23 protein-coding genes are annotated in these 24923 nt (G+C 41.9%); all 23 read left to right on the plus strand.

Features of this window, described 5'->3' with window-relative positions:
* Positions 1 to 7 precede the first annotated feature (7 nt).
* The 23 genes from J2Z37_RS13035 (at position 8) to J2Z37_RS13145 (ending at position 24916) form a co-directional block, all read left to right on the plus strand.
* Positions 8 to 994, plus strand: coding sequence for a Gfo/Idh/MocA family protein (locus tag J2Z37_RS13035; RefSeq protein ID WP_209810700.1), 987 nt, complete (start codon positions 8 to 10; stop codon positions 992 to 994).
* A gap of 20 nt (positions 995 to 1014) precedes the next feature.
* A complete protein-coding gene (locus J2Z37_RS13040; protein WP_209810701.1) occupies positions 1015 to 1779 on the plus strand; it encodes an SDR family NAD(P)-dependent oxidoreductase in 765 nt (254 codons plus the stop codon).
* A complete protein-coding gene (locus J2Z37_RS13045; protein WP_209810702.1) occupies positions 1772 to 2557 on the plus strand; it encodes an inositol monophosphatase family protein in 786 nt (261 codons plus the stop codon). The genes J2Z37_RS13040 and J2Z37_RS13045 overlap by 8 nt, the downstream gene beginning before the upstream one ends.
* 90 nt (positions 2558 to 2647) lie before the next feature.
* Entirely contained in the window at positions 2648 to 3406 is a 759-nt protein-coding gene (locus tag J2Z37_RS13050) for an SDR family NAD(P)-dependent oxidoreductase (RefSeq protein WP_209810703.1), read from the plus strand.
* 442 nt (positions 3407 to 3848) lie between these two features.
* Complete coding sequence (locus tag J2Z37_RS13055) at positions 3849 to 4892, plus strand: TRAP transporter substrate-binding protein (protein WP_209810704.1); 1044 nt, start codon at positions 3849 to 3851, stop codon at positions 4890 to 4892.
* A gap of 54 nt (positions 4893 to 4946) precedes the next feature.
* Positions 4947 to 5495, plus strand: coding sequence for a TRAP transporter small permease (locus J2Z37_RS13060; RefSeq protein WP_209810705.1), 549 nt, complete (start codon positions 4947 to 4949; stop codon positions 5493 to 5495).
* A 3-nt stretch (positions 5496 to 5498) separates the two neighbouring features.
* Positions 5499 to 6776, plus strand: a complete 1278-nt coding sequence (locus J2Z37_RS13065) for a TRAP transporter large permease (protein WP_209810706.1) — start codon at positions 5499 to 5501, stop codon at positions 6774 to 6776.
* 74 nt (positions 6777 to 6850) lie between these two features.
* Positions 6851 to 7879 carry a C-terminal binding protein gene (locus J2Z37_RS13070; RefSeq protein ID WP_209810783.1) on the plus strand — a complete coding sequence of 343 codons (1029 nt, stop codon included), beginning with the start codon at positions 6851 to 6853 and terminating at the stop codon, positions 7877 to 7879.
* A 32-nt stretch (positions 7880 to 7911) separates the two neighbouring features.
* Positions 7912 to 9000, plus strand: coding sequence for a TRAP transporter substrate-binding protein (locus tag J2Z37_RS13075; protein ID WP_209810707.1), 1089 nt, complete (start codon positions 7912 to 7914; stop codon positions 8998 to 9000).
* An 84-nt stretch (positions 9001 to 9084) separates the two neighbouring features.
* Entirely contained in the window at positions 9085 to 10344 is a 1260-nt protein-coding gene (locus J2Z37_RS13080) for a nickel pincer cofactor-dependent isomerase, group 22 (protein ID WP_209810708.1), read from the plus strand.
* Between the two features lie 262 nt (positions 10345 to 10606).
* On the plus strand, positions 10607 to 12799 hold the full coding sequence (locus tag J2Z37_RS13085) for a dihydroxy-acid dehydratase domain-containing protein (RefSeq protein ID WP_209810709.1): 2193 nt from the start codon (positions 10607 to 10609) through the stop codon (positions 12797 to 12799).
* Between the two features lie 18 nt (positions 12800 to 12817).
* Positions 12818 to 13765 (plus strand): U32 family peptidase, encoded by a 948-nt coding sequence (locus J2Z37_RS13090; protein WP_209810710.1) that lies wholly within the window; start codon positions 12818 to 12820, stop codon positions 13763 to 13765.
* Positions 13756 to 14700, plus strand: coding sequence for a sugar kinase (locus J2Z37_RS13095; protein ID WP_209810711.1), 945 nt, complete (start codon positions 13756 to 13758; stop codon positions 14698 to 14700). The genes J2Z37_RS13090 and J2Z37_RS13095 overlap by 10 nt, the downstream gene beginning before the upstream one ends.
* Before the next feature lie 17 nt (positions 14701 to 14717).
* A complete protein-coding gene (locus J2Z37_RS13100) occupies positions 14718 to 15380 on the plus strand; it encodes a bifunctional 4-hydroxy-2-oxoglutarate aldolase/2-dehydro-3-deoxy-phosphogluconate aldolase (RefSeq protein WP_209810712.1) in 663 nt (220 codons plus the stop codon).
* 69 nt (positions 15381 to 15449) lie between these two features.
* Positions 15450 to 16226 (plus strand): IclR family transcriptional regulator, encoded by a 777-nt coding sequence (locus J2Z37_RS13105; RefSeq protein WP_209810713.1) that lies wholly within the window; start codon positions 15450 to 15452, stop codon positions 16224 to 16226.
* Between the two features lie 91 nt (positions 16227 to 16317).
* Entirely contained in the window at positions 16318 to 17202 is an 885-nt protein-coding gene (locus J2Z37_RS13110; RefSeq protein ID WP_209810714.1) for a fumarylacetoacetate hydrolase family protein, read from the plus strand.
* A gap of 45 nt (positions 17203 to 17247) precedes the next feature.
* Positions 17248 to 18012: an SDR family NAD(P)-dependent oxidoreductase gene (locus J2Z37_RS13115; RefSeq protein ID WP_209810715.1), complete on the plus strand. Its 765-nt coding sequence runs from the start codon at positions 17248 to 17250 to the stop codon at positions 18010 to 18012.
* A gap of 116 nt (positions 18013 to 18128) precedes the next feature.
* Entirely contained in the window at positions 18129 to 19601 is a 1473-nt protein-coding gene (gucD, locus tag J2Z37_RS13120) for an alpha-ketoglutaric semialdehyde dehydrogenase GucD (RefSeq protein ID WP_245203785.1), read from the plus strand.
* A 102-nt stretch (positions 19602 to 19703) separates the two neighbouring features.
* The gene (locus tag J2Z37_RS13125) at positions 19704 to 20672 is read left to right on the plus strand and encodes a 2-hydroxyacid dehydrogenase (RefSeq protein WP_209810717.1); all 969 of its coding nucleotides are present in this window, start codon (positions 19704 to 19706) and stop codon (positions 20670 to 20672) included.
* 31 nt (positions 20673 to 20703) lie between these two features.
* Complete coding sequence (locus J2Z37_RS13130) at positions 20704 to 21591, plus strand: fumarylacetoacetate hydrolase family protein (protein ID WP_209810718.1); 888 nt, start codon at positions 20704 to 20706, stop codon at positions 21589 to 21591.
* Positions 21592 to 21892: 301 nt separating this feature from the next.
* Positions 21893 to 22954 carry a tripartite tricarboxylate transporter substrate binding protein gene (locus tag J2Z37_RS13135; protein WP_209810719.1) on the plus strand — a complete coding sequence of 354 codons (1062 nt, stop codon included), beginning with the start codon at positions 21893 to 21895 and terminating at the stop codon, positions 22952 to 22954.
* A 359-nt stretch (positions 22955 to 23313) separates the two neighbouring features.
* Positions 23314 to 24348: a tripartite tricarboxylate transporter substrate binding protein gene (locus J2Z37_RS13140; protein WP_209810720.1), complete on the plus strand. Its 1035-nt coding sequence runs from the start codon at positions 23314 to 23316 to the stop codon at positions 24346 to 24348.
* A gap of 130 nt (positions 24349 to 24478) precedes the next feature.
* Positions 24479 to 24916, plus strand: coding sequence for a tripartite tricarboxylate transporter TctB family protein (locus tag J2Z37_RS13145; protein ID WP_209810721.1), 438 nt, complete (start codon positions 24479 to 24481; stop codon positions 24914 to 24916).
* Positions 24917 to 24923 lie beyond the last annotated feature (7 nt).

Below are 24923 nucleotides of genomic sequence, written 5' to 3' on the forward strand. Positions count from 1 at the left end.
TGGAAGGATGAGCGAAAAACTTCAATTGGCTGTAGTGGGTATTGGTCGAATATCGACAGCCCATATCAGAGGCATTCTTAATAATGAGGATATTTCCGAACTATCTGCTGTGGTGAGCCGCAATGAAGAAAAAGTAAAGCAGGCAGCAGAAACGTTTGGTGTCTCCAAAACGTATACAAGCTACCAAGAGGTACTAGCGGATCCAGAGATTGACGGGGTTGTTCTTTGTACACCTAATAAAGACCATTACAGCCAGACGATCGCTGCGCTTCAAGCCGGGAAACATGTTCTGGTTGAAAAGCCGATGGCGATGGATCGTGGGGAAGCGCTGGAAATGCAGGCGGTGGCCGAGCAACAGCAAAAGATTTTAATGGTAGCGCATTGTCGAAGATTTTTCAAAGCCATTGAACAAGCGAAGCAGCGACTAGACGACTTAGGGACCATCATAGATACTACCCACTTCTTAGGAGTCCAGTTTGGCCATGTTCTTACTGAGTGGTGGAACGATATGGAACATCTCGTTATAGAATTAAATGCACCACATCCTTTGGATACTACCCTTTATCTTTTGGATGAAATGCCGGAGACAGTATATGCTGTAGGTGGAAAATTCAGTGATCAACTGGCGGGGACTACACAGGCGACTATTGTACTTACTTTCCCTTCCGGGAAAACCGCTACCGTGCACTTATCTTTCCATTGCAATCCGCCTCGGAATGAGCGAATAATCATTGGCACCAAAGGGACGATGAGGATTCACGATGAGAAGGATTTGTGGGTCAATGATTGTCAAGTTGTTTCAGAAGATTACGGAAACTACTTGGAGGGTGGAATTAACTTTGACAGGCAGATCAGAGAATTTTGCATGGCCATTAGGGAAAATCGGGAACCTGTGGCTTCTGGAAGAGAGATCATCCGCTTAATGGGAGTGCTTGAGGCTGTAAAGCGGTCGTTAGATCTGAAGCGAATCATCCGTATGGAAGAAATATTATAAGGTAGGGGAGATTAGCAAAAGTGAATGGGAAATTAGATGGAAAAATTGCCCTTGTTACCGGAGGGTCTAGAGGTTTGGGGAAATGGATTAGTTATGCATTGGCACAAGCAGGTGCGAAGGTAGTTGTCAACTATGCTAATCAACAAAGTTTCGCTGATGAAACAGTTAAGTGGATCGCCTCTGAAGGTGGTGAGGCGATTGCTATGCAAGCAGATATTCGGGATGAAGCCAAGGTTATCGGATTGATTCAATCGATTGAAGAGTATTATGGAGGACAGGTGGATATTCTCGTCAACAACGCTACAGGGCCACAGCCGCGCTATTCAATCGAAGAGTCAAATTGGGAAATCTATTTGGAACAACTAGATTTCCATGTGAAAGCCCCCTTATATCTTACGAAAGCGGTTCTACCAGGGATGAAAAAGAAGAAGCAAGGCCGGATTATTAATATTAGTAGTGAAGTCGTTCAGTTGGCTCCGCCAAATTTCTCGAATTATGTAATAGGAAAAACTGCGATGATCGGGATGACGCGTTCCTGGGCAAATGAGCTAGGTTCAAATGGAATTACCGTCAATGCTGTAGCCCCTGGTTTCATCTTAGTTGAACGACATGAAGGGCAAGATCTGGAAGCGCGAATTGCCGATTATGTAAAGAGGGTTCCTTTGGGGCATCAAGGGGAACCGCTTGATGTTGGGAACGCCGTAGCCTATCTTGCTTCAGAAGATGCTAAATTTGTGACTGGACAATGTTTAAATGTAAGTGGCGGGGTTGTGTTTGATGTCTAATGAAAGGGTCACTCAAGTGATAAATGGGGATCACTATCTTCCGTTTATGCTAGAACTAGCCGCAGAAAGTGGAAAGATGATTTTGCCTTATGCTGGCAATGCCGGGGAAGCAACGCAAAAGAGTAAGGCAGATTTTGTGACTGAGATGGACCTCAAGGTTGAAAAATATATCATCAATCAAATCTTGCAGCGATACCCTGAACATCGTATTTTTAGCGAAGAAATCGGTGTGCTGGGAGATTCCAAAGAGTACGAATGGGTGATTGATCCGATTGATGGAACGATTAATTACAGTATGGGCCTTCCTCTTTATGGAATATCCATTGCCCTTTGTTACCAGGACGAATGCATTGCAGGTGTGATTGCCCTTCCAGCACTTGCGGAAACCTTTTGGGCGGTAAAAGGGAAAGGGACCTTTATGAATGGAAAAAAGGTAACTATGAGGCAATGCGAGCTAAGTGAAGCCTATGTATCTTTTGGGGATTTCTCTAAAGAAGGGAATAGGCAAAGTAATGCACATCGCTTGGCTGCCTTTGGGAACCTCGTTAATGAGGTCTACCGTATTCGTATGGTGGGTTCAGCAGCTGTAACGATGTCTTATATTGCAGCTGGGCGTTTGGATGCAGCGGTATATGTTAAACCTAATCGGTACGACGTGGCTGCAGGTGAGTTGCTCGTCTCGGAGGCTGGGGGTACTTGGATGAAGAGCGAAGGCTATACGATTTATGGTAAAGAGCACATAGCTAAAGAACTCATAGAACTTTTACCCGTTCTCTAGTATCTTGGATTGAGAGTTGCAGATTGCTAGAAAAACAATAAAATGGTATAGTAAATATTCGGATATTTGGAAAAAGATGGAGGGATTGTATTGTTTACATTTCAGGATCAAGTGGTTTGGGTAACAGGCAGCAGTACAGGGATTGGACGAGCGGCCGCTTTAGGTTTTGCCCAACACGGTGCGAAGGTAATTATCCACTATAACAGTAGTGCCCAAGAAGCAGAAGAATTAGCGGGAGAAATCAAAAAACTTGGCCGCGAGGTCTTATTGGTCAAAGGGGACGTTGCTGATAAAAACCAGGTAAAAGAAATGGTTGCGCAAATTGAGGAGCGATTTGGGCGGATAGACATATTGGTCAATAACGCAGGCTCCCTAGTGAAACGCGCACGGCTAGAAGAACTTGAGGAAGACCTTTGGGATCGTATTATGAATGTTAACCTTAAATCGGTATACTTGGTAAGTCAAGCAGTCTTGCCTTTAATGAAATTACAAGGAAAAGGAAAAATCATTAATGTTACCTCAGTAGCTGCTCGGAATGGCGGAGGAAAAGGATCGCTTGCTTATGCAGCCTCAAAGGGTGGGGTATCGACGTTGACTAGAGGGATGGCCAAAGATTTGGTCGAATATAATATCCTTGTTAATGCAATTGCACCTGGAGTTATCTCAACACCATTCCACGATCGCTTTTCCTCACCAGAATTGCGTAAAGTCATGGCAAGTCAAATTCCGATGGGCCGAGAAGGGACGCCAGAGGAAACGATCGGATCTATTTTATTCCTGGCTTCAAGCTATGCGGACTACATAACAGGTGAGATTGTTGAAGTAAACGGCGGCCAACTCATGGATTAATTAAAACAATATTTGATTTCGAACGCCTCTTTGGTAGAATGGAACAAGTTGTAATACTACCAAAGAGGTCTTTTTTTGTTCTTTAAAAATCCCATAGTTCCCAATACCCAGAATATTATTGTAGTTTTTTGTAGAAATTTGTAGAAAAAGTGATTAAAATCATTTAAAAATCGTTGACACCCTTTTTAAATTCCACTATCATTAAATTCAGGAAAGCGAAAACAAAACACAATTCTATAATATAAAACAAATTGCAAAGGATGACTTATCCTTGAATCATCCTTATCTGCAAAACGCAGTTTTATATTGTAGACTTCCGTTCGTTGTATGAATGGTGGTTTGTTTGGGAAACCTTCTTTTGAGATTGGCGTGATCTTATTACAGTTTAATGAGAAGGCTTTCAAAACTTAAAAAAGAGATAAAATGAGGGAGGGCAACCATGATGAAAAACAAAAAAGCTTTTGCTGTTTTATCAAGTGTGGCATTAGTAAGTTCAGTTTTCCTTGCTGCTTGTGGTGGAGGAGAACAGTCCGGTTCCGCTGAAAACGGTGAAGGGGCTGTAAAAGCGCAAACAATTAAAGTGGCAAACTACTTTGCAACAGATCACCCGCAAAACGTAGCACTAAATGAAAAGTTCAAGCCGCTTGTTGAAGAGGGTTCAAAAGGAACTTTAAAAGTTGAAATTTACGATAATAGTAAATTAGGTGCAGAACAAGAATTTTACGATGGTGTTCGTAATGGGACGATCGAAATGGGTATCCCGGGAATGATCATGCAAGCTGACGTAGAAAAGATGGCTGTTCCTGAATGGCCGTTCTTGTTCAAAGATTACGACCATGTTGAAAAAGTTCTTAATGGACCAATCGGTGAAGAAATCACCGCAGATCTTGAGAGCAAACACGGGGTAACTCCGCTTGCATGGAGTGCAAATGGATTCAGGATGTTCTCCAGCAACAAGACTTTGAGTAGTATCGATGATTTCAAAGGGCTTCGTGTAAGAATGCCATCCATCCCGAACTATATCAGACAAGGTGAATTGTTAGGTGCGAACGTAACACCGATGCCGATCTCTGAAGTGTTTACAGCCCTTGAACAAAAGGTTGTAGATGGACAAGATAACCCAATTGCAACAGTAAGAGCTTCAGGATGGTATGAAGTGCAGTCTGATATTCTAGAATCTAACCATATGTTCAGTCCGAACATTTATATCATTAACAGTAAATTCTTTAATGGTCTTACTCCAGAACAGCAGCAGGTTATCCGTGACGCAGCGGCAGAATCTGCGAAATATGAGTTTGAGCTAATGAAGAAGAGCTATGCTGATGATAAGAAATTCCTAGAGGATAACGGAGTGAAGTTCACAACTCCTGATGACAAGTTCAAGGCTGACATGGAGAATGCAATGAAGCCGTTATACGACGACATCTTCGCGAAGTATCCTTGGGCAAAAGATATGTATGACAAAATCAAAGCAGAAGCTAAATAGGAAGTAATTCATGGGGCCTCCGGGCCCCAAATTTAAATACAGGGAGGGGAATATATGAAAGGTGCCGGAAAGGCTTTGAATCACCTTCTGAATGTTTTTATTGCCTTTACTCTTGCTTCAATGGCAATTTTAGTATTCGGAAACGTAGTGTTGCGTTATGCTTTTAACTCAGGTATTACATGGTCTGAAGAGATGTCCCGCTTCTTATTTGTCTGGATGGTTTTCTTGGGGGCGATTGCTGCCTTGAAGGAAAATGCGCACCTTGGGATGGATATTGTAGTAAATGCATTGAATAGAACTTGGAAAAAGATCTTTTTCATTATTAGTAACATTACTGTCCTATACATCCTTTGGTTAGTGTTGGATGGAAGCTGGAAAATGACTGTGTTAAACATGGTTAGTAAGGCGCCTGCTACCGGTCTTCCACTTGCTTATGTGTATGGCATAGGTATCGTTATGAGTATTTCAATGATTTTGATTGTATTGATTAACTTTTATAAAGTCATCACAAATAAAGCCTCTGATGCAGAACTTACATTTACTCCAACGTTAGAAATTCATGAAGCGGAAATTATAGAAGACCCTAAAAAAGGAGGGAACTAACGTATGATGTTAGGTATTTTTCTAGGTTCCTTGTTTGTTGCCCTCATTTTTGGGGTACCGATTGCTTTTGCCTTGATGCTTAGTGCTGTGGCAATGATGTTTTCAATGGATATGTTTGATAGCCAAATCGTTGCTCAAAACTTAATTAACGGAGCAAATAACTTTCCGTTAATGGCTATTCCCTTCTTTATCCTGGCTGGGGAATTTATGAACGCCGGCGGGATCTCCAAGCGTATCGTTGAATTTGCGATGGCTTGGGTTGGACATATTCGTGGTGGTTTGGGGTATGTTGCGATTATTGCTGCTGTATTGTTTTCTGGGTTGTCTGGATCAGCGGTAGCGGATACCGCGGCGCTAGGGGCTATACTTATCCCAATGATGGTTGCTAGAGGATATAATAAGAACGTATCTACAGGTGTTATCTGTGCTGCGGGTATTATTGCTTGTGTTATCCCGCCAAGTATTCCAATGATTATTTACGGGGTTGTCAGTGGTGCGTCTATCACCCAATTATTTATGGGAGGGATTATCCCTGGTATTATCATGGGATTGGGATTGATTGTAACCTGGTTCATTATCTCTAGAAAAGAGAAAATGGAACTCCCACCAAAAATGACGATGAAACAAAAAGCAATTGCAACCAAAGATGCTGTATGGGCTTTAATGATGCCTGTTATCATCATCGGCGGATTGCGTGGTGGTGTGTTTACACCAACAGAAGCTGCGGTAGTGGCTGCTGTTTACGCCTTGTTTGTAGGGGTAGTTATTTATCGTCAAATTAAATTGAAAGATATCTATGAAAACCTGATTGCTGCAGGAAAAACGACAAGTACAGTTATGTTCGTAGCAGCTGCAGCGATGGTTGCTGCCTGGTTGATTACAGTTGCCAACGTGCCAAACGATATGGCAGATTTGCTAGGCTCTCTAACAGAAAGTCCATTACTCTTAATGCTAGTTATTAATATTATTTTACTTGCTGTTGGGATGGTTATGGATTTAACACCAGCGATCCTAATTTTCACACCAGTACTTCTTCCGATTATAAAATCTGCAGGTATTGACCCTGTATATTTTGGTCTTGTTATGATCATTAACCTTACTATTGGGTTAATCACGCCACCTGTTGGAACCGTGCTTTATGTTGGATGTGGTATTAGTGGAATTAGTATGGTTGACGTCGTAAAAGGAATTTGGCCGTTCCTGATTGTACATGCTATAGTATTATTGTTATTGATTTTATTCCCATCCATTATTATCGTACCTTTACATTGGTTCGTTTAATTTTGATAGTGACTTGGGAGTAATAATTTTTAATGAAATAATTTTAGATGTGGAAGAAAGAAGGGTATTCATCAATGAAAAAGTTCAAAGTAGTTGTAACAGATTGGGAGTATGATGATCTTCGCTTTGAAGAAGCTGTGTTGAACCATCCTGATATTGAATTAGTGCCAGCGCAATGCCGTACAGAAGATGATGTGATTGCTGCATGCAAAGATGCGGACGCATTAATTAACCAGTATGCACCAATTGGACGAAAGGTCATTGAGGCCTTGGAAAATTGCAAGGTTATTACTCGTTACGGTGTAGGTGTCAATACAATTGATCTTGATGCAGCAACAGAGAAAGGAATCTGCGTAGCGAATGTTCCTGATTACTGCATGGATGAAGTTGCAGACCATGCATTAGCACTACTCATGAGCTGGACCCGTAAAGTTCCGATAGCAAATTATTATGTGAAAAATGGACGTTGGGATTTCAAAGTAACACAACCGATCTACCGTTTACGTGGAAGAAAACTAGGTTTGGTTGGGTTCGGGAAAATCCCGCAAGCATTAGCAGCAAAAACTAAACCATTAGGGTTAGAGGTTATTGCGTATGATCCATTCTTCCCAGCTGATGTTGCGAAGCAAATGGGAGTTGAACTGGTATCTTTAGATGAGCTGTGCCAACAATCCGATATCATTTCTGTACATGCTCCATTAATGGCTGCTACCAAAGGGATGATTGGCAAAGAACAATTTGCTCAAATGAAAAAAGAAACGATTATTATCAATACATCCCGTGGACCTGTTATTGATGAACCAGCATTAATTGAAGCCCTTCAAAACGGTCAAATTGCTGGAGCAGCTCTTGATGTGGCTGAGCAAGAACCGATCAATCAGGATAACCCGATGTTAAAAATGGAAAATGTTATTTTAACACCACATGTTGCTTGGTATTCTGAAGAAGCTGCAGAAGAGATGCGCTCAAAAGCTGCAATGGGTGTTGTTGATACTCTGATTCACGGAGAGTATCCTAAATATTTGGTTAACAAACAAGTGCGCGAAGTGGTCAGCCTCAAAGAGACTCAACCAGAAGAACGCTACGCCCCGCTTGTTCGTTAAATAATAAAAAGCATTTAAGGGGGATTTTTAGCATGAAAAAATGGGTAAAAAACTTGGCAATCAGTTTGACTGTTCCTAGCTTGCTAGTACTTAGTGCATGCGGCGGCGGTGGAGGGAATGAACAGACAGAACCAGCAAAGGATAACAACTCCGCTTCTACCGAGCAGCCAGCTGCAGGGAATGATGTCCAAGAACGTACAATTAAAGCTGGGATTGGTTTGAATGAAGACCATCCACAGGGTATTGCATTAAAGAAATTTGCTGAATTGGTTTCCGAGAAATCCGGCGGCAAGATGAAGGTACAAACTTTCTTTGCAGCAACACTTGGGGATGACCAGAAGATGACCGAAGCACTTCAGGGAGGTCTGCAAGAAGTTACTATTCCATCGACTTCACCTCTTGTAGGGATGGTTAAAGAGTTTGGAATGTTTGACTTCCCGTTCATCTTCAATAATGGAGAGGAAGCAGATGCAGTTCTTGATGGTCCTGTAGGTCAAAAAGTATTGGACAAACTTCCTGAACATGGCTTGGTTGGTTTGGCATATTGGGAGAATGGATTCCGTAACTTAACCAACAGTAAGCACCCTGTTGAAACTGCTAAGGATTTCCAAGGGCTAAAAATCCGTACAATGCAAAATGCAGTTCACTTAGAAGTATTCCAAAAGCTAGGAGCTAACCCAACTCCAATGGCATTCTCTGAAGTGTTTACTGCGCTTGAAAGTAAAACGGTTGATGGACAAGAAAACCCACTTGCAACCATCGAATCCAACAAATTTAATGAAGTACAGCCTTATCTAAGCATGACGAATCACGTGTATACTCCGTTTGTTTTCCTAGTGAGCAAGAAGTTCTGGGATCAGCTTTCAGATACTGAAAAGCAAATCATGAAGGACTCTGCAGTTGAAGCTGGTAAATATAACCGTGAAGTAAACCGTGAAGTCAACGAAAAGACAAAAGAAAGCTTAAAAGCTGCTGGTATGCAGGTAAACGAAGTATCTGATGAAGCCAAAGCAGAAATGAATGAAATGATAAAACCGGTAATTGAGAAGTTCTCTAAAGACATCGGTGAGGATCTTGTGAAAGAAATGTATGCAGAGGTTGAAAAAGTCCGTAATAAGTAATAACTTATAAATGTATTAAATTCTATTGTTTATGGATGATGTGATTAACATCATCCATAAACTCATAAGCAGGAGGAAAGCTCAATGGGAATAATTGAAGATCTTCTTCGCGAGATCCCCATTCCTAAAATGGTGAAAATCAGACAGAATTTTCATGCACCGGAAGTGCCAGATACCGCTGCTGCTGTGCACCAAACCTTGCAGGAAACAGGTGTTCTATCTAGGATTTCCAGCGGTGATCGCGTAGCGATTGCTGTAGGAAGCCGTGGTGTTGCGGATGTACACATTATGGCTCGCGAAATGGTTAACGCAGTGAAATCTGTTGGTGGACAACCTTTCATCGTTCCGTCGATGGGAAGCCATGGTGGGGCTACGGCCGAAGGGCAGATTGAAATTTTAGAACAGTTAGGAGTTACTGAAGAATTTGTAGGTGCACCTATTGTTTCTAGTATGGACGTTGTGAAGGTAGGAGAACTTCCGAATGGCCTGCCGGTATACATTGATAAAAATGCCTATGAAGCAGATAAGATTATTGTCATTTGCCGCGTGAAACCACATACTGCTTTCCGTGGACCAATTGAAAGCGGATTAATGAAGATGATCACGATCGGTCTAGGGAAACAAAAGGGAGCAGAAGCTGCACATGCATATAGCTTTAAATATATGGCTGAGCATGTACCGGAAATGGCGAAAATCACGCTATCTAAGGCACCTATTATTTTTGGGTTGGCTTCACTTGAAAATGCATATGATCGTCCTTCGAAAATTCTTGCTGTACCAGCAGAAAAATTCGAGGAAGTTGAACCGGGCCTTCTGGTTGAAGCAAAGGCACTTATGCCTCGCTTGATTTTGGATCCTATCGATGTTTTAGTTGTTGATGAAATTGGTAAAGATATTTCCGGTGATGGAATGGATCCTAATATCACTGGCCGGTATGCTACCCCATACGCTTCTGGTGGACCAGAGGTAAGCCGGATCGTAGTCTTAGGATTAACAGAAAAAACACATGGGAACAGTAACGGTGTGGGGACAGCGGATATTACAACCCGCAGAGTCTTTGAGGAAACCATTTTCGAAATGGGTTACGCGAATGCACTAACTAGCACTGTTGTCAGTTGTGTCAAAATTCCTATGTTTTTAGATAATGAAAAATTGGCTGTACAGGCTGCAATTAAAACCTGTAATGCCTTTGATTTGAATAAAATCCGCATGGTGCGTATTCACAATACATTAGAATTGAAGGAAATTTGGATATCTGAAAGTATGTTAGAAGAAGCACAGAAACATCAAGATATCGAAATTTTAAGTGAACCAACTGTCATGCATTTTTCAGAAGAAAGATAGCAAACTCGTTCAACCTGCCCTATGACCTATTTTTTCATGCATCACTGCCGGGTGGGTGTTTCTTCTGTTAAATGTGTTAGTTGCTCCAATTCGTTTGAAGTGAAGGCGCTCTATTTTCTGTGGGCCTTTACTGCGAACGTCAATGATCATGATCTTGACGTTGTTGTACGTTGGTTTAAACGTTCTGTTTATAAAAAGGGTCCGTGGGCTTGGCTAGTCTAGGCCAGAGCTTAGGAAAATAGAGAAAAAGGGGAGAGGGAATATGGCAGTTAAATACCCATTGATGAATTCGATAAATTTCTACGAATTTAACGTCCAAGGTAAAGCGAACGAGCCTATTACAGTTGCAGGCATTCTCGATCGGGCAAAGCAAATTCTCGGTGCATCATATAATGGTCCGAAGCCGGATTGGACATTGGAAGCCATCTATGACCGCTTAGAAGCGAATGCCCCAAGAATTGCTATTGTAGGAGGGTCTCCTGACCATCCTGCACATATCATGGATTTTCAAACTTCATCGCATGCGGCTATCCGGATCTGGCAAAATGGTGGCGTTCCGTTTTATTTTTCCACCCCGGTTATGTGCGATGGTACAGCACAAAATACAATGGGGATGAGCTACTCCTTGCAAAGTCGGAATGCGATTGCCCAAATGATTGTTAACCAAATGGAAGCACAAAGCTACCACGGTGCCTTTGTTATTCAGGGATGTGATAAACAACCATTGGGTGTTGTAAGTGCTATGGCACACCTAGACCGTCTTCGTCAGTCCCGTGGGGAAGCCCCATTCTTTGCTACGTTTGTGCCTGCTCACGTATTGCAAGGGGGAACGATTCCTGAACAATTGTTTGTTGAACTTGAAGAAGTGGCGAAAAGAGCCGAATCTCTTGGAGATGAAGATGTCGCTTATGACCTGCGTGATGCGATGGCTTATATTCTGCAATGCTCATCTAATACCGCGTTCCAGGGTGTTTTAGAGCGTGCACAACTAAAAGGTTTAATCACAAAGGAACAACATAAAGATTTTGAGAAGAGATTAGCTGTCGCAACTTGTGATGGACAAGGTGGGGTTTGTGCCTTTAACGGAACCGGTAACAGCTCTCGTCATCTGGTTGCAGGTCTTGGATTAGTTCACCCAAGTGTTGAATTATTAACAGGACCTCCGGGTCAAGAACAAATCAATCAGGCATTGGACAGCCTAGCAACAATGATTAATGATCCCGTGTACGGAACAGCAAATATTATGGCAACAAATATTAAGAATGCCATTCGAATTCATAGTGCTTCTGGTGGCTCTACCAACTTAATGATGCACGTTGTTGCTGGAATGCTATACGGCGGCTTCGACTTTAGTCTATGGGATCTAGACCAAATTCATCATGAATTCCCAATCCCCGATCTGTTTGATTATAGCCTTACAGAAGGTCGCGATATTTTCGCCCTTGCTAAGCAATGCTGCAGTGGGGATAGCCGCGGAATGGAATCCTTGTTCTATGAGTTAATCCGTAACGGTGTGCCGATGGACGTTGATGCACCAACTGTTACCGGAGGGACTTGGCGCGAACGGTTAAGCAACCTTGAAAGCTTGTCCGCTGAATACGTAAAAGAAAACCCTGTCATTTTATCGAAGCCCCGCCGTGCATTCAGTGGTGTTGATGTGTTGACTGGAAACTTCTTTGAAAGCGCAGTGGTTAAGATTAGTGGGATGACCACACATCAGTTGGATGAGTTTGATAAGAAGGCAGGTTTTGTTCTTTATTATCAAAATGAAGATGAAGCAAACCGCAACTTGCTTGACATAAACCTTTTGGATAAACTCCGCGAAGATCGCAAGTTTGACGAAGAAAATATGCGTGCCATGTTGAAGCACAACAAGCCAGATGTTTATGAAGAAGCTAATGGCTTCGATTATGATCAACTGTTCGATAAGATGGTGGAAACGGGAGCTTTGAAAATTGCTGTCATTGTTTCTGGACAAGGACCTGAAGCGTTTGGAATGCCTGAAATGTTTACACCAATGCAGCATATTAATGCTAATCGCAAATTAAAGCGTTTGGCGACTTTGATCAGTGACGGACGTTACTCTGGTGTAACCTATGGGGCGGCTATTGGACATATGACCCCAGAAGCGAAAAATGGCGGTGGTATACTTTATCTCCAAACAGGGGACTTATTATACCTCAACTTGCGCGAAAGAGAAATTCAATTCCTAAATGAGGCGGCATTCCGCTTTGGTACAGTTGAATTTAAATTTGACCATATCAAGGAAGAAAGAAAAGAATTGGCAAATGAGCGCATGACTGCCATTCGTAAACGCCAGAAGCAAGTGGCTGCAAGCAATCGTATGGTTGGTCATACAGATGCAGCACACGGTGTTGTCCCTCTTGCTGTATCCGAAGATGCAACCCTTGATTATAAAACAGATATTCTATTGCCTAATAAGCAGTCGAAATAATAGGAGGTTGGAGCAACCATGGAAAAGTCAAGACAATTTATTGAAAGTTTAGGATTCCCATCCAGCGATTTGAATGATTTGCCAACATCTACGAAAACTTTCCCAGATGGGGCACAGTACCGCGTAGAAATTCCTAGTGTTGAAGGTCCTGCTTCTTTCGAAGCAGTTGTGGAAGCTTGTAAGCAGTACGATGTATACATTCAACGGATCTCACAGGGTAGTGGAATTATGCTTTTAACCGATGAAGATCTAAACGGGATGGCAGAAATTGGCCGTCGTGAAAATTTAGAAGTTAGCCTTTTCGTCGGGCCTCGCGGTACTTTTGACATTACCCCAATGCGATTGGCAAGTGCTGGACAAATCCAGGGTCTTCGCGTTCAGGGAATGGATCAATTAGTGTATTCACTAGAAGATATCAAGCGTGCTTGCCGTGCTGGTATTCGTTCCATCCTTGTTGCAGATGAAGGATTAGTTTGGTTAGTAAATGAAGCAAAGAAAAGCGGAGAACTTCCTTCTGACCTTGTTGTTAAGATCTCTGTACAAATTGCGCAATCCAATCCTGTTTCCATTAAATTGATGGAGCAAATTGGTGCAGATACTTACAATGTACCAACTGATTTAACCTTGGCAAAATTAGCGGCTATCCGTAAAGTAATTGATATTCCAATCGATATCTATATTGAAGTTCCGGATGATGTTGGTGGATATATCCGTCATTATGACATTCCAGAAATTATTCGCGTGGCAGCACCTGTCTACATCAAATTCGGCTTAAGAAATTCACCAAACATCTATCCATCTGGAACACATTTGGAGTCAACTTCTATTGCACTTTGTAAAGAACGCGTCCGTCGTGCAAGAATTGGGTTGGATATGATTAAACGTTATGCTCCACACCTTAAAACATCTGAAAAAGGAGCTGCAGGACTTGGTGTTCCTGCAGAAGCGGATGATAAATGGATGTAGTAACCTTAGGAGAAACGATGGTCCTGTTTACCGCAGGATCCATCGGACCTCTCCGTTTTGCCAAACAATTTGAAAAAACGATAGGTGGAGCGGAATCCAATCTGTCTATTGCCATCTCTCGATTAGGACACCAGGTGGGGTGGATCAGTCGTCTTGGTGATGATGAATTTGGTTTGTTTACTCGTGATTTCATCCGTGGTGAAGGTGTGGATACATCTCACGTTAAATTTGATCCGAAATTTCCTACCGCTGTCTTTTTTAAAGAAAGACAGGCTGCGCATGATCCAAAGATTTATTATTATCGGAAAGGCTCTGCAGCCAGTCAAATGACTCCTGAAGACTTGGACGAACAATATATTGCCAGTGCGAAATATCTACACATTACGGGAATCACACCAGCGCTTAGTGATTCATGCAAAGAAACCGTACTTGCTGCGATTGAACTAGCAAGAAAAAATGGTTTGACGATTGTTTTTGACCCGAATATTCGCTTGAAATTATGGTCCAAGGAAGAGGCACGTAAAACGCTAATGGAGATTGCTGCCTTATGTGATATTGTCCTCCCTGGAATAGAAGAAGGAGAAATTTTGACTGGAGAAGATAGCCCTGAAGGAATCGCTAAAGTCCTTTTGGCAAATGGAAGCAAGCTCGTCGTCATTAAATTGGGAGCTAAAGGTGCATTCTACGCCAATAAGGAAAAGCAAGAATACGTTGCCGGATACCCTGTAGAACATATTGTCGATACTGTGGGTGCCGGAGACGGGTTTGCTGCTGGGTTTATTTCCGGATTATTACGTGGCTTTGACTATCGCGAAGCTGTGAAGTTAGGCAACCGGATTGGTGCATTTGCCCTCACTGTTCTCGGCGATGTTGAAGGCTATCCGTTTTGGTCACAGATTGATCCGTCTAAAGGGGATCAAATCATTAATCGATAACCAGAAGGGGTGGAAATATGAGTTTGCCTAAAGTATCTTTATTACAAAAATTGGTTGAGAGCGGAGTTATTGCTGTTATTCGCAGATTGCCTGAGGATAAGGTGGAAAAGGTAGCCGAAGCTCTTGTGGATGGTGGCGTTACAGCACTAGAAGTGACAGTAGATAGCCAAGGTGCCTTCCAAGTCATTGAGAAGATTTCCAAGCAATTGAAAGGAAGAGCGATTGTTGGGGCAGGAACTGTTATCGATAGTGAATCTGCACGATTGGCCATTGTCCATGGCGCAGACTTTGTTTTCAGTCCAAGCCTTCACCAAGACGTGATTAAGACGGCACTTCGTTATGGTAAAATTGCTGTTCCTGGTGTTATGACTCCTACTGAAATGATTACAGCCTTGGAGTGGGGGGCAGATCTGGTGAAAATTTTCCCAGCAGCAGGACTTGGTGTTCGTTACATTAAAGATGTAAAAGCTCCTTTCCCGCAGGTTCCTGTTATTCCAACGGGTGGTGTTGATCTTAACAACGTTGCCGACTTTATAAAGGCTGGGGTTGCTGCCGTGGGTATTGGTGGTAATCTAATGGATAAGGCAGCCATTGAACAAAATGATTTTGCAAAGATCACACAAATTGCGGCTCAGTATGTTGCAGCTATTCAAAGTGCACGCTTAGAGCTGAAAAAATAAGTACTTTTTGTGGAATTTATGTTAAAATCATCATGCAGGCTGGATAAACAATGGTAAAGGGTGATTATGATGCCAATTATTCAGGCTGTTGACAGGGCGCTTCGAATCCTTGATTTATTTGATGAGCAGAGTCCAGAAATCAAGATTACAGAAATTAGCGAACGCATGAACTTACATAAAAGTACTGTGCATTCGCTTTTAAAAACATTGCAGCTTCACGGATACATCACTCAAAATTCAGAGAATGGGAAGTATAAGCTTGGTCTTAAATTGGTGGAAAGAGGACATTCTGTTGTCTATGGACTAGATATCCGGAAAATCGCCAAACCTTACTTGGTTGACCTTTCAATGAAAACAGGTCAAACTACCCATCTGGTCATTCTGGATGGTCGAGAGGGTGTTTATATCGATAAGGTAGAAGGACCTTTGGCAGTCATCCTCTATTCACGAATAGGCCGGCGGATTCCCATTCACTGTAGTGCTGTCGGGAAGGTTCTGGTATCCTTCAAGCCAAAGCATGAACAGAAGAAAATTCTTGAACAATATGTATTTACCTCACATACAGAGAACACTATAATCAACAAAAATGAATTTTTACAAGAATTACAGGATGTAAGACAAGCTGGTTATGCTTTGGATAACGAAGAAAATGAACCAGGGGTACGCTGTATTGCTGTACCCATTCGCGATCATACAGGAAACGTGGTTGCTGCGATTAGTATGTCGACTTTAATTTCAAGGGTGGATGATGAGAAATTAAAGGACTTGATCGATTTGCTAAAACAGAAAAGTATGGAGTTGTCTTCCCAAATGGGTTACGGCATACTTTCATCACATTTGCCATAAGATTTTGCTCCTGATTTAAATTAAAACAGGGCGGAATTTTATCTATATAATAAAACAGAGTTTCATATTATAAAACAATGGAGGAATTAATATGCGCATTATTCGATTCTTAAATGAAAACCAGGTTCCAACTTTAGCTGCTTTAACTGATGATGAAAAGGTATATACTTTGCCACAGCAGGGTTTCATGGAATTAGTTGATGCAGCTGAAGCTGAGGGAACAACAACACTTGCATTCGTACAAAACTTAATTGCTTCCGCATCCCCATTAAACCAAAACGTCCAAGACCTTCAATTGCTTGTTCCAATTGAAGCACCTGAAGTATGGGCATCTGGGGTAACTTATGAAAAAAGTCGTGATGCAAGAAACTATGAAGCAACAGGCGGTAAATTAGACGCAACAACTTTCTACGATAAAGTGTATGATGCCGAACGTCCTGAAATCTTCTTCAAATCTACCGCTGCTCGTACAGTTGGGCCAAACCAAGATGTATATTTGCGTTCGGACTCTAACTGGCAAATTCCTGAGCCAGAACTTGGACTTGTTATCAACAAAGATGGTAAAGTTGTTGGATATACCATTGGTAATGATATGAGCTCCCGTGATATTGAAGGAGAAAACCCACTATACTTGCCACAGGCAAAAGTTTGGAAAAATTCCTGTTCAATTGGACCAGCTATCCGTTTAGCTGATACCGTTGCTGATCCTTATGATTTCCAAATTACTTGCCGGATTTACCGAAATGAAGAAAAGGTTGTGGAAGGAACTGCGAAGACTTCCCAGTTGAAGAGAAAATTCGACGAATTAGTTTCGTACCTTCTTCGCGACAACGAAATCTTCGATGGAACAGTTCTTCTAACTGGAACATGTATCGTACCACCAAACGAATTCACCTTGGAAAACGGTGACCGTATTGAAATTGAAATTTCCAGTATTGGTGTTTTAAATAACCCAGTAAAAAGTCAATCTCGCTAATTAACAGAACCCAAGACTTAAGGCCTTGCGTTGGGAGGGTAAATGATGAGAGTGGATGGGAAAGTAGCGGTTGTAACAGGTTCAGGATCCGGTATCGGGGAAGCCATCGCGAAACGATTAAGTAAAGAAGGCGCCATCGTAGCTATTTGTGATCTCGATGAAGCAAATGGGAATCGGGTGGCTGATGAGATTCTTTCTACTGGAAATCAAGCTGCATTCTTTAAGTTGGATGTTAGCAAAGAGCAAAATATGAAAGAAACCATCGACAAGGTAGTAGAAAAGTTTGGGAAATTCGATATAATGGTAAATAATGCGGGGATCGGAAAAGCGGGTACTGTGATTGAACAAACCGAAGCGGATTGGGATCTCATGATGAACGTGAATGCCAAGGGAGCGTTTTTTGGCTGTAAATATGCAGTGAAGAAAATGCTTGATCTAGGAACCAAAGGCAGTATTGTCAATATTGCTTCTGTTGCGGGGATGGTCGGTGTCTTTAACCGCGCTGGATATTGTGCGTCAAAAGCTGCGATTGCCGGTTTAACTAAATCGGTTGCCTCTGACTTTGCCGAACAAGGGATCCGTGTGAATTCTATTTCGCCTGGAACCATTGAATCTCCATGGATCAAAAAAATTCTTTCGGACAATCCGGAGCCTGAACAAGCACGCATCCAAATGCAACAGCGCCAACCAATCGGAAGAATGGGTACACCTGATGAAATTGCTAATCTTGCTGTGTTTCTTGCGAGTGATGAGGCAAGCTTTATCACGGGAAGTAATATGGTAGCTGATGGTGGATTAACTGCACGCTAGGAAATTTGCCAAGATCAGACATTCGAAGTACAATTATAAAATGATGTTATTGATCGGGATTAAGATCCCGGTCAATCTTCATAGATAAAAAAGAGTGGAAGAGAAAGGACAGGTGAATGTACGTGTCAGTACAAACAGAAGTTAAGACTTACCTTAACTATATAAACGGGGAATGGGTTGCCGCCTCGACAAACAAAGTAGATGCGAGCATTAACCCCGCAAATAAAAACGAAATTGTTGGTTATCTACAAAAGTCTGGCAAAGAAGATTTAGATAAGGCTGTTGCTGCAGCTAAAGCAGCACAAGTTGCATGGAGAAAACTTTCTGGTGCTGCAAGAGGAGAATTTCTTTACAAAGCAGCCAATGTATTAGAAAAACGCCTTGATGAAGTAGCAGAAACTTTAACGAATGAAATGGGTAAGACGTTCCCTGAAGCAAAGGGTGAAACAGCACGCGGTATTGCGATTCTACGTTACTATGCTGGTGAAGGAATGCGCAAGGTTGGGGAAGTTATTCCATCTTCCGATGCCGATGCATTAATGTTCACGAGCCGTGCACCGCTTGGCGTTGTGGGACTAATTACTCCTTGGAATTTCCCAGTAGCGATTCCAATTTGGAAGATGGCTCCTGCTTTAATCTATGGAAATACAGTTGTTATTAAGCCAGCCAGTGAAGCTGCTGTTACTGCTGCGAAGGTTATTGAGTGCTTTGCCGAAGCTGGCATCCCTGCAGGTGTATTAAATATGGTAACAGGACCAGGATCTGTCGTAGGACAAGGAATTATTGACCATCCAGATATTAAAGGGATTAGCTTTACTGGATCAGATGTTACAGGAGCTCGCGTGGCTCAAGGAGCAGCTGCTCGTGGTGCGAAGTTCCAGACAGAAATGGGTGGGAAAAACCCAGTGATTGTTGCAGCTGATGCGGATCTTGATCTTGCAGTATCTGCAACGATTAGTGGTGGACTTGCTTCAACTGGACAGAAATGTACAGCAACAAGCCGCGTAATTGTGCAAAGTGAAGTTTACGATGCCTTTAAAGAAAAATTAGTTGAAGCAGTTAAGAAAATTAAAGTTGGTCACGGACTTCAAAGTGGAAGCTGGATGGGTCCATGTGCAAGTGAGAGCCAGTTGAATACGGTTCTTTCCTACGTGGAAAAAGGACAAGCTGAAGGAGCAACCTTGATCTATGGTGGTAAGCGTGTAGAGGGTGAAGGTTTAGAGCATGGTTTCTATGTTGAACCTACTGTTTTCGACAACGTAACACCAAAGATGGCGATTGCCCAAGAAGAAATCTTTGGTCCGGTATTGGCTTTGATTAAAGTTGATACAATTGAAGAAGCTATTGAAATTGCAAACGATTCACAGTTTGGATTAAGTGCTTCGATCTTTACCACTAACGTGGGGAACATGTTAAACTTTATCCGTGATATGGAAGCTGGACTTGTTCGAATCAATGCAGAAAGTGCCGGTGTTGAACTGCAAGCTCCATTTGGTGGAATGAAATCCTCAAGTTCTGGTTCAAGAGAGCAAGGACAGGCGGCAATTGAATTCTACACATCCATTAAAACTGTCTTCGTAAAAGCTTAATCTAAGTTGATTCTTTCTCTCTGGATTGTATCTGACAGATCAATCCAGAGAGAACTCATTATATATATTTTTTTTAGATTAATGCTCAGGAGGATTTTAGACATGAAACCTAAAGTGTATATTGCCAGATCCATACCAAAGCAAGTAGAAGCGTACATTGCAGAGCATTGCGATTACGAAAAATGGGAAGAAGAGAGCGCAATTCCTCGTGAAAAACTGCTTGAGGCTGTCCGTGATGTAGATGGTTTGTTGACGAGCGGTACAGCAATTGATCAAGAACTTCTCGACCAAGCACCACGCTTGAAGGCTGTATGCAATGCGTCGGTTGGTTATAACAACTTTGATTTGGCAGCAATGAAAGAGAAAAAGGTCATGGGTACAAATACACCTTCTGTACTGGATGATACTGTAGCGGATCTTGTCTTTGGCTTAATGCTTGCAGCAGCACGCAGAATTCCTGAGTTAGATCGCTTTGTAAAAGAAGGTAAGTGGGAAAAAGGTGATGATTCTCCGCTATTTGGCCTTGACGTACACCATACCACTTTAGGGATCATTGGGATGGGAAGAATCGGGGAAGCCATTGTTAAACGCGGTAAATTCGGGTTTGGCATGAATGTGCTCTATAATAACCGTCGCAGGAAACCTCAGGTTGAGCAAGAGTTGGGGATTACCTACGCGGAATTGGATGACCTGCTTAAGCAATCTGACTTCATTGTTTTGATGACACCATTAACCCCACAAACTGAGAATTTGATTGGTCGTGATCAATTCAAATTAATGAAGAATACTGCTGTCTTTATCAATGCGTCTAGGGGTCAAACCGTTGATGAAGATGCGTTATATGAGGCATTATCAGAAGGTCAAATCTATGCTGCTGGATTAGATGTATTCCGTGACGAGCCGGTTAATCCTGCCAACAGATTACTGACTCTTCCGAATGCCGTGACTTTACCGCACATTGGTTCTGCCACAGCAAAGACACGACTCGATATGGCTATGTGTGCCGCGAAAAACTTGGTTGATGCGGTTTCTGGTCGTACGCCGGCAAATCTAGTAGAAGAATTAAAATAATAGAATTAAAATAATAGGAGGAACGACAATAATGAAAACTGTATCGTATCGCAAAGATAATCAAGTTCTTTTAGGTGTAAAAACAGATAAAGGGATCTTGGATGTAGCAGCTGCTGTTGCAAAATACTCTGAATTCGCTTCTGCTCCTACTTCCGCTATGGAATTGATTGATAGAGGACAAGAAGGAAACGACTTATTAGCGAAATTGGCCGTTGCAGCATCTGGAGATGATGCGTTGTATTTGGCAGAAGAATCCCTTGATCTAGAAGCGTGTGTTCCTAACCCATCGAAAATCATTTGTGTTGGTCTAAATTATCGTAAGCATGCTGATGAGTGTAATTTGCCTTACCCTCCATCTCCACTTCTTTTCAGCAAATTTAACAACACACTTTCTGGGAACGGGGATGACGTGAAGCTTCCTGAGAATTCTTCACAAGTGGATTACGAGGCTGAATTAGCGATCGTAATTGGTAAGACTACTAAAAATGTATCCAAAGATGAAGCGCTTTCTTATGTTTACGGATACTGTAATGCTGATGATTTATCTGCTCGTGATTTGCAAATGAAAACTTCACAATGGTTGCTAGGTAAAACGCTAGATGGCTTTGCTCCATTAGGACCTTATTTGGTAAGTGCTGATGAAGTGCCAAATCCTAACGCATTAAACATTAAGGCGTTTGTAAATGGGGAAGAGCGTCAGAATTCCAATACAAGTGATATGATTTTCTATTGTGATGAAATCATTAGCTATATTTCGGAGCACTTCACATTGTATCCTGGAGATGTAATCCTAACAGGTACACCAGAAGGTGTTATTCATGGGTATCCAAAAGAAAAGCAAGTATGGTTAAAAGATGGAGATCAAGTAACGATTGAAATCGAAGGATTAGGAAGTTTAACAAATACGTTGAAGAAATAATGAACAGTGATAGAAGAGTCGTCCACTTGGGCGGCTCTTTTTAATTGCTATCTTGCCAATTTTAAAAGAGTTAACTGAATAATAGTTTTATCACAAAATTATATACACTAATTTATAACTAATTTATAATTAAATTAAGTAAAATCTAAAATATCACTTTACAATACAATAGATTATTTTTATACTATTCGTAAGAGGTGGACTTAATTAAAATATGAAAGCGCTAACCTCTACTGATTTTAGGTTGTTTTTATTGCGACCTATTATTAAATAAAAATGTAAATGGAGGGGGATTTTACTCATGGTAAAAGGATCTTGGAGAAAGTGGGTTACATCGGCAGCTGTTGCTGGCATGTTGGCTTTAACTGCTTGCGGTGGCGGAAGCACGAATACATCGTCAGGCGGCGGTAACAACGCACAACCGGAAAATAAACAGGCGGAGGCACCGGCTCCAGCACCGGAAAAGAAAAGTGACTTTCCGAATAAGGCAGTAACCCTGCTTGTTCCACATGCAGCGGGTGGTGGTACGGATGCAACAGCGCGGGCACTGGCGAAAGAGGCTGAGCAATTTTTAGGTCAGTCGATTGCTGTAATAAACAAAACCGGTGGCGGTGGAGCCGTTGGATTTACTGAAGGGGCAAATGCTAAGCCAGATGGCTACCTTGTAACCATGGTAACTGTCGAAATCGCATCATTACATCATTTGAACCTAACACCGTTAACTTATGAGGCATACACACCGATCGCCCAAATCAACTATGACCCAGCAACTATTACGGTAAAAGCGGATGCACCATGGAATACCGTAAAAGAATTTATTGAATATGCGAAAGCACATCCTGGTGAAGTGAAGATGGGGAACTCTGGTCCTGGATCAATTTGGCACTTATCTGCAGCAGCTGTTGAAAAAGATACCGGTGTAAAGTTCAACCATGTGCCATTTGATGGAGCAGCACCTGCTGTTACAGCATTACTAGGTGGACATATAGATGCCGTACCAGTTAGTCCGGCTGAAGTAAAAGCCCAAGTAGAAGCTGGAAAGCTAAAAACATTAGCAATTTTGGATGAAAAGCCATCTGATGCCCTTCCAGGGGTAAAAACATGGGAAGAAGAAATGGGTTCTAAGACAACTTACCTTGGTCCATGGCGTGGACTTGTGGTACCAAAGGGTACTCCGGATGATGCCGTTCAAGTGTTAACAGATGCTTTCATGAAAGCAGCTGAATCAGATGGATTTAAAGAATACATGAAGAATAATGGTCTAGGAATTGACATTAAGGATGGTCCTGGATTTGAGAAGTTAATGCAAGACTCGGATAAAAACTTTGGTGAGCTAATTCCAGCACTTGGTCTTGTCAAGTAATAAAGGATCTCTCATACGGGTTAATCGCTTAATCAAAGTTTGATGGAACAATGCTAATTTAAACAGGTAATACATCACGAGTCATGAGGAAACAGTGTGAAGGCTGAGCTTGCTCAGCCTTTTCAGATGAGTTGATCCATTAAATTATCCCCCTTAAATAAAAAATAGTTGATCCATAAATAATAATGAATTATAATTCAATTAAGAAAAGGTGGAAACGTCATTTAGTATTATAAAACAAATTGTTTCAACAGTATGGAATGGTTTGTTTTTTAAAAACTATGAAAGCGTTATCTACCTGGTTTAGGCAGATCAGTTAGACATACTGCTTAGATCAAAAAGATAAAGGGGGATTTCTGATGGAGAGAGGATCTTGGAGAAAGTGGGTTGCTTCTGCTGCTGTGGTAGGTATGCTTGCACTAACAGCTTGTGGTGGCGGCGGTAATACATCGTCATCAGGAGGAGATGATAAAGCTTCTGCTGCATCATCTGAAACGAAAACCGATTTTCCTAAAAAGTCTGTAAACTTAATTGTTCCTTATGCAGCTGGTGGTGGTACTGATGCAACAGCACGAGCGTTAGCTAAGGAGGCTGAAAAGCACCTTGGGCAATCGATCGCTGTTGTGAATAAAACCGGTGGCGGCGGTGCTGTTGGATTTACAGAAGGAGCAACAGCAAAGCCTGATGGGTATACCGTTACCATGGTTACGGTAGAACTTACGACATTACATCATTTAAATCTAACTCCAGTTACTTATAAAGAGTTTAAACCGATCGCACAGATCAACTTTGATCCAGCCACGATTACTGTAAGAGCAGATTCACCTTGGAAAACAGCCCAAGAATTTATTGATTATGCGAAAGCGCATCCTGGGGAAGTGAAGGTCGGAAATTCAGGTCCAGGATCCATCTGGCACCTTTCTGCTGCGGCACTTGAAAAAGATGCAGGCCTGAAGTTCAACCATGTACCATTCGATGGTGCTGCACCAGCTGTAACGGCGCTTCTTGGCGGACATATTGATGCTGTACCGGTTAGTCCAGCAGAGGTTAAAGCACAAGTGGATGCAGGAAAACTAAGAACACTTGCCATTGTTGATGACAAGCCTTCCGATGCCCTTCCTGGAGTGAAGACACTTGAAGAAGAGACAGGAATTAAGACAACATACCTTGGTCCATGGCGTGGAGTTGTTGTACCTAAGGATACTCCAGACGATGTCGTTCAAGTGTTGACGGATGCCTTTATGAAGGCTGCCGATGAGCCAGCGTTCAAGGAATATATGAACAATAACGGTCTCGGAATTGTTATTAAGGATGGGGCAGGCTTTGAAAAGTTGATGGAGGAAGCCGATCAATCATTCGGTGAACTTATCCCGGCTTTAGGGCTTGTCAAGTAAGGGAAGCTTCCTATTGAAGCTTGAGCGTGTAGAAGAAATGGTTTAGCCATCGCTATACAGAAAGTTTCAATCTAAATCAATTTAAAGGCTGGGCCCAGCTCAGCCTTTATCCAAAAAGGAGGTTGAATGAATGAAAACAGCAGAACAAATTGCTAGCTTCATAGTGATGATTCTTGCGGTAGCCGTTTATGCTATGACCCTGCAGTTTCCGTCACTTGAGGGCTTCGAGACGGGCCCAGCCTTTTTTCCAAAAATGCTTAGTATCGTATTCTTTATTTTAGGTGTCCTTCTATTTTTACAATCGTTCCGCAGTTCAAATGATAAGCTTCCAGAAAAAATGAGAGATGCACTAATTATTATGGTACTTATGCTAGTCTATCTTTATTTAGTAACATTATTAGGATTTAATATTTCAACCCCGATTATTTTGGTAATCTTCCTAGCATTCCTCAAAGTTAGAACTTGGTACTCGTATATCGCATTACCCATTGGTGTTACTTTCTTCGTTTATCTTATTTTCCAGGTGTTTCTGGGTGTTCCGATTCCAGAAGGTGCTATGTTTGGCTAAATTAATC

Source organism: Ammoniphilus resinae (assembly GCF_017873965.1).
Lineage (GTDB): Bacteria > Bacillota > Bacilli > Aneurinibacillales > RAOX-1 > Ammoniphilus_A > Ammoniphilus_A resinae.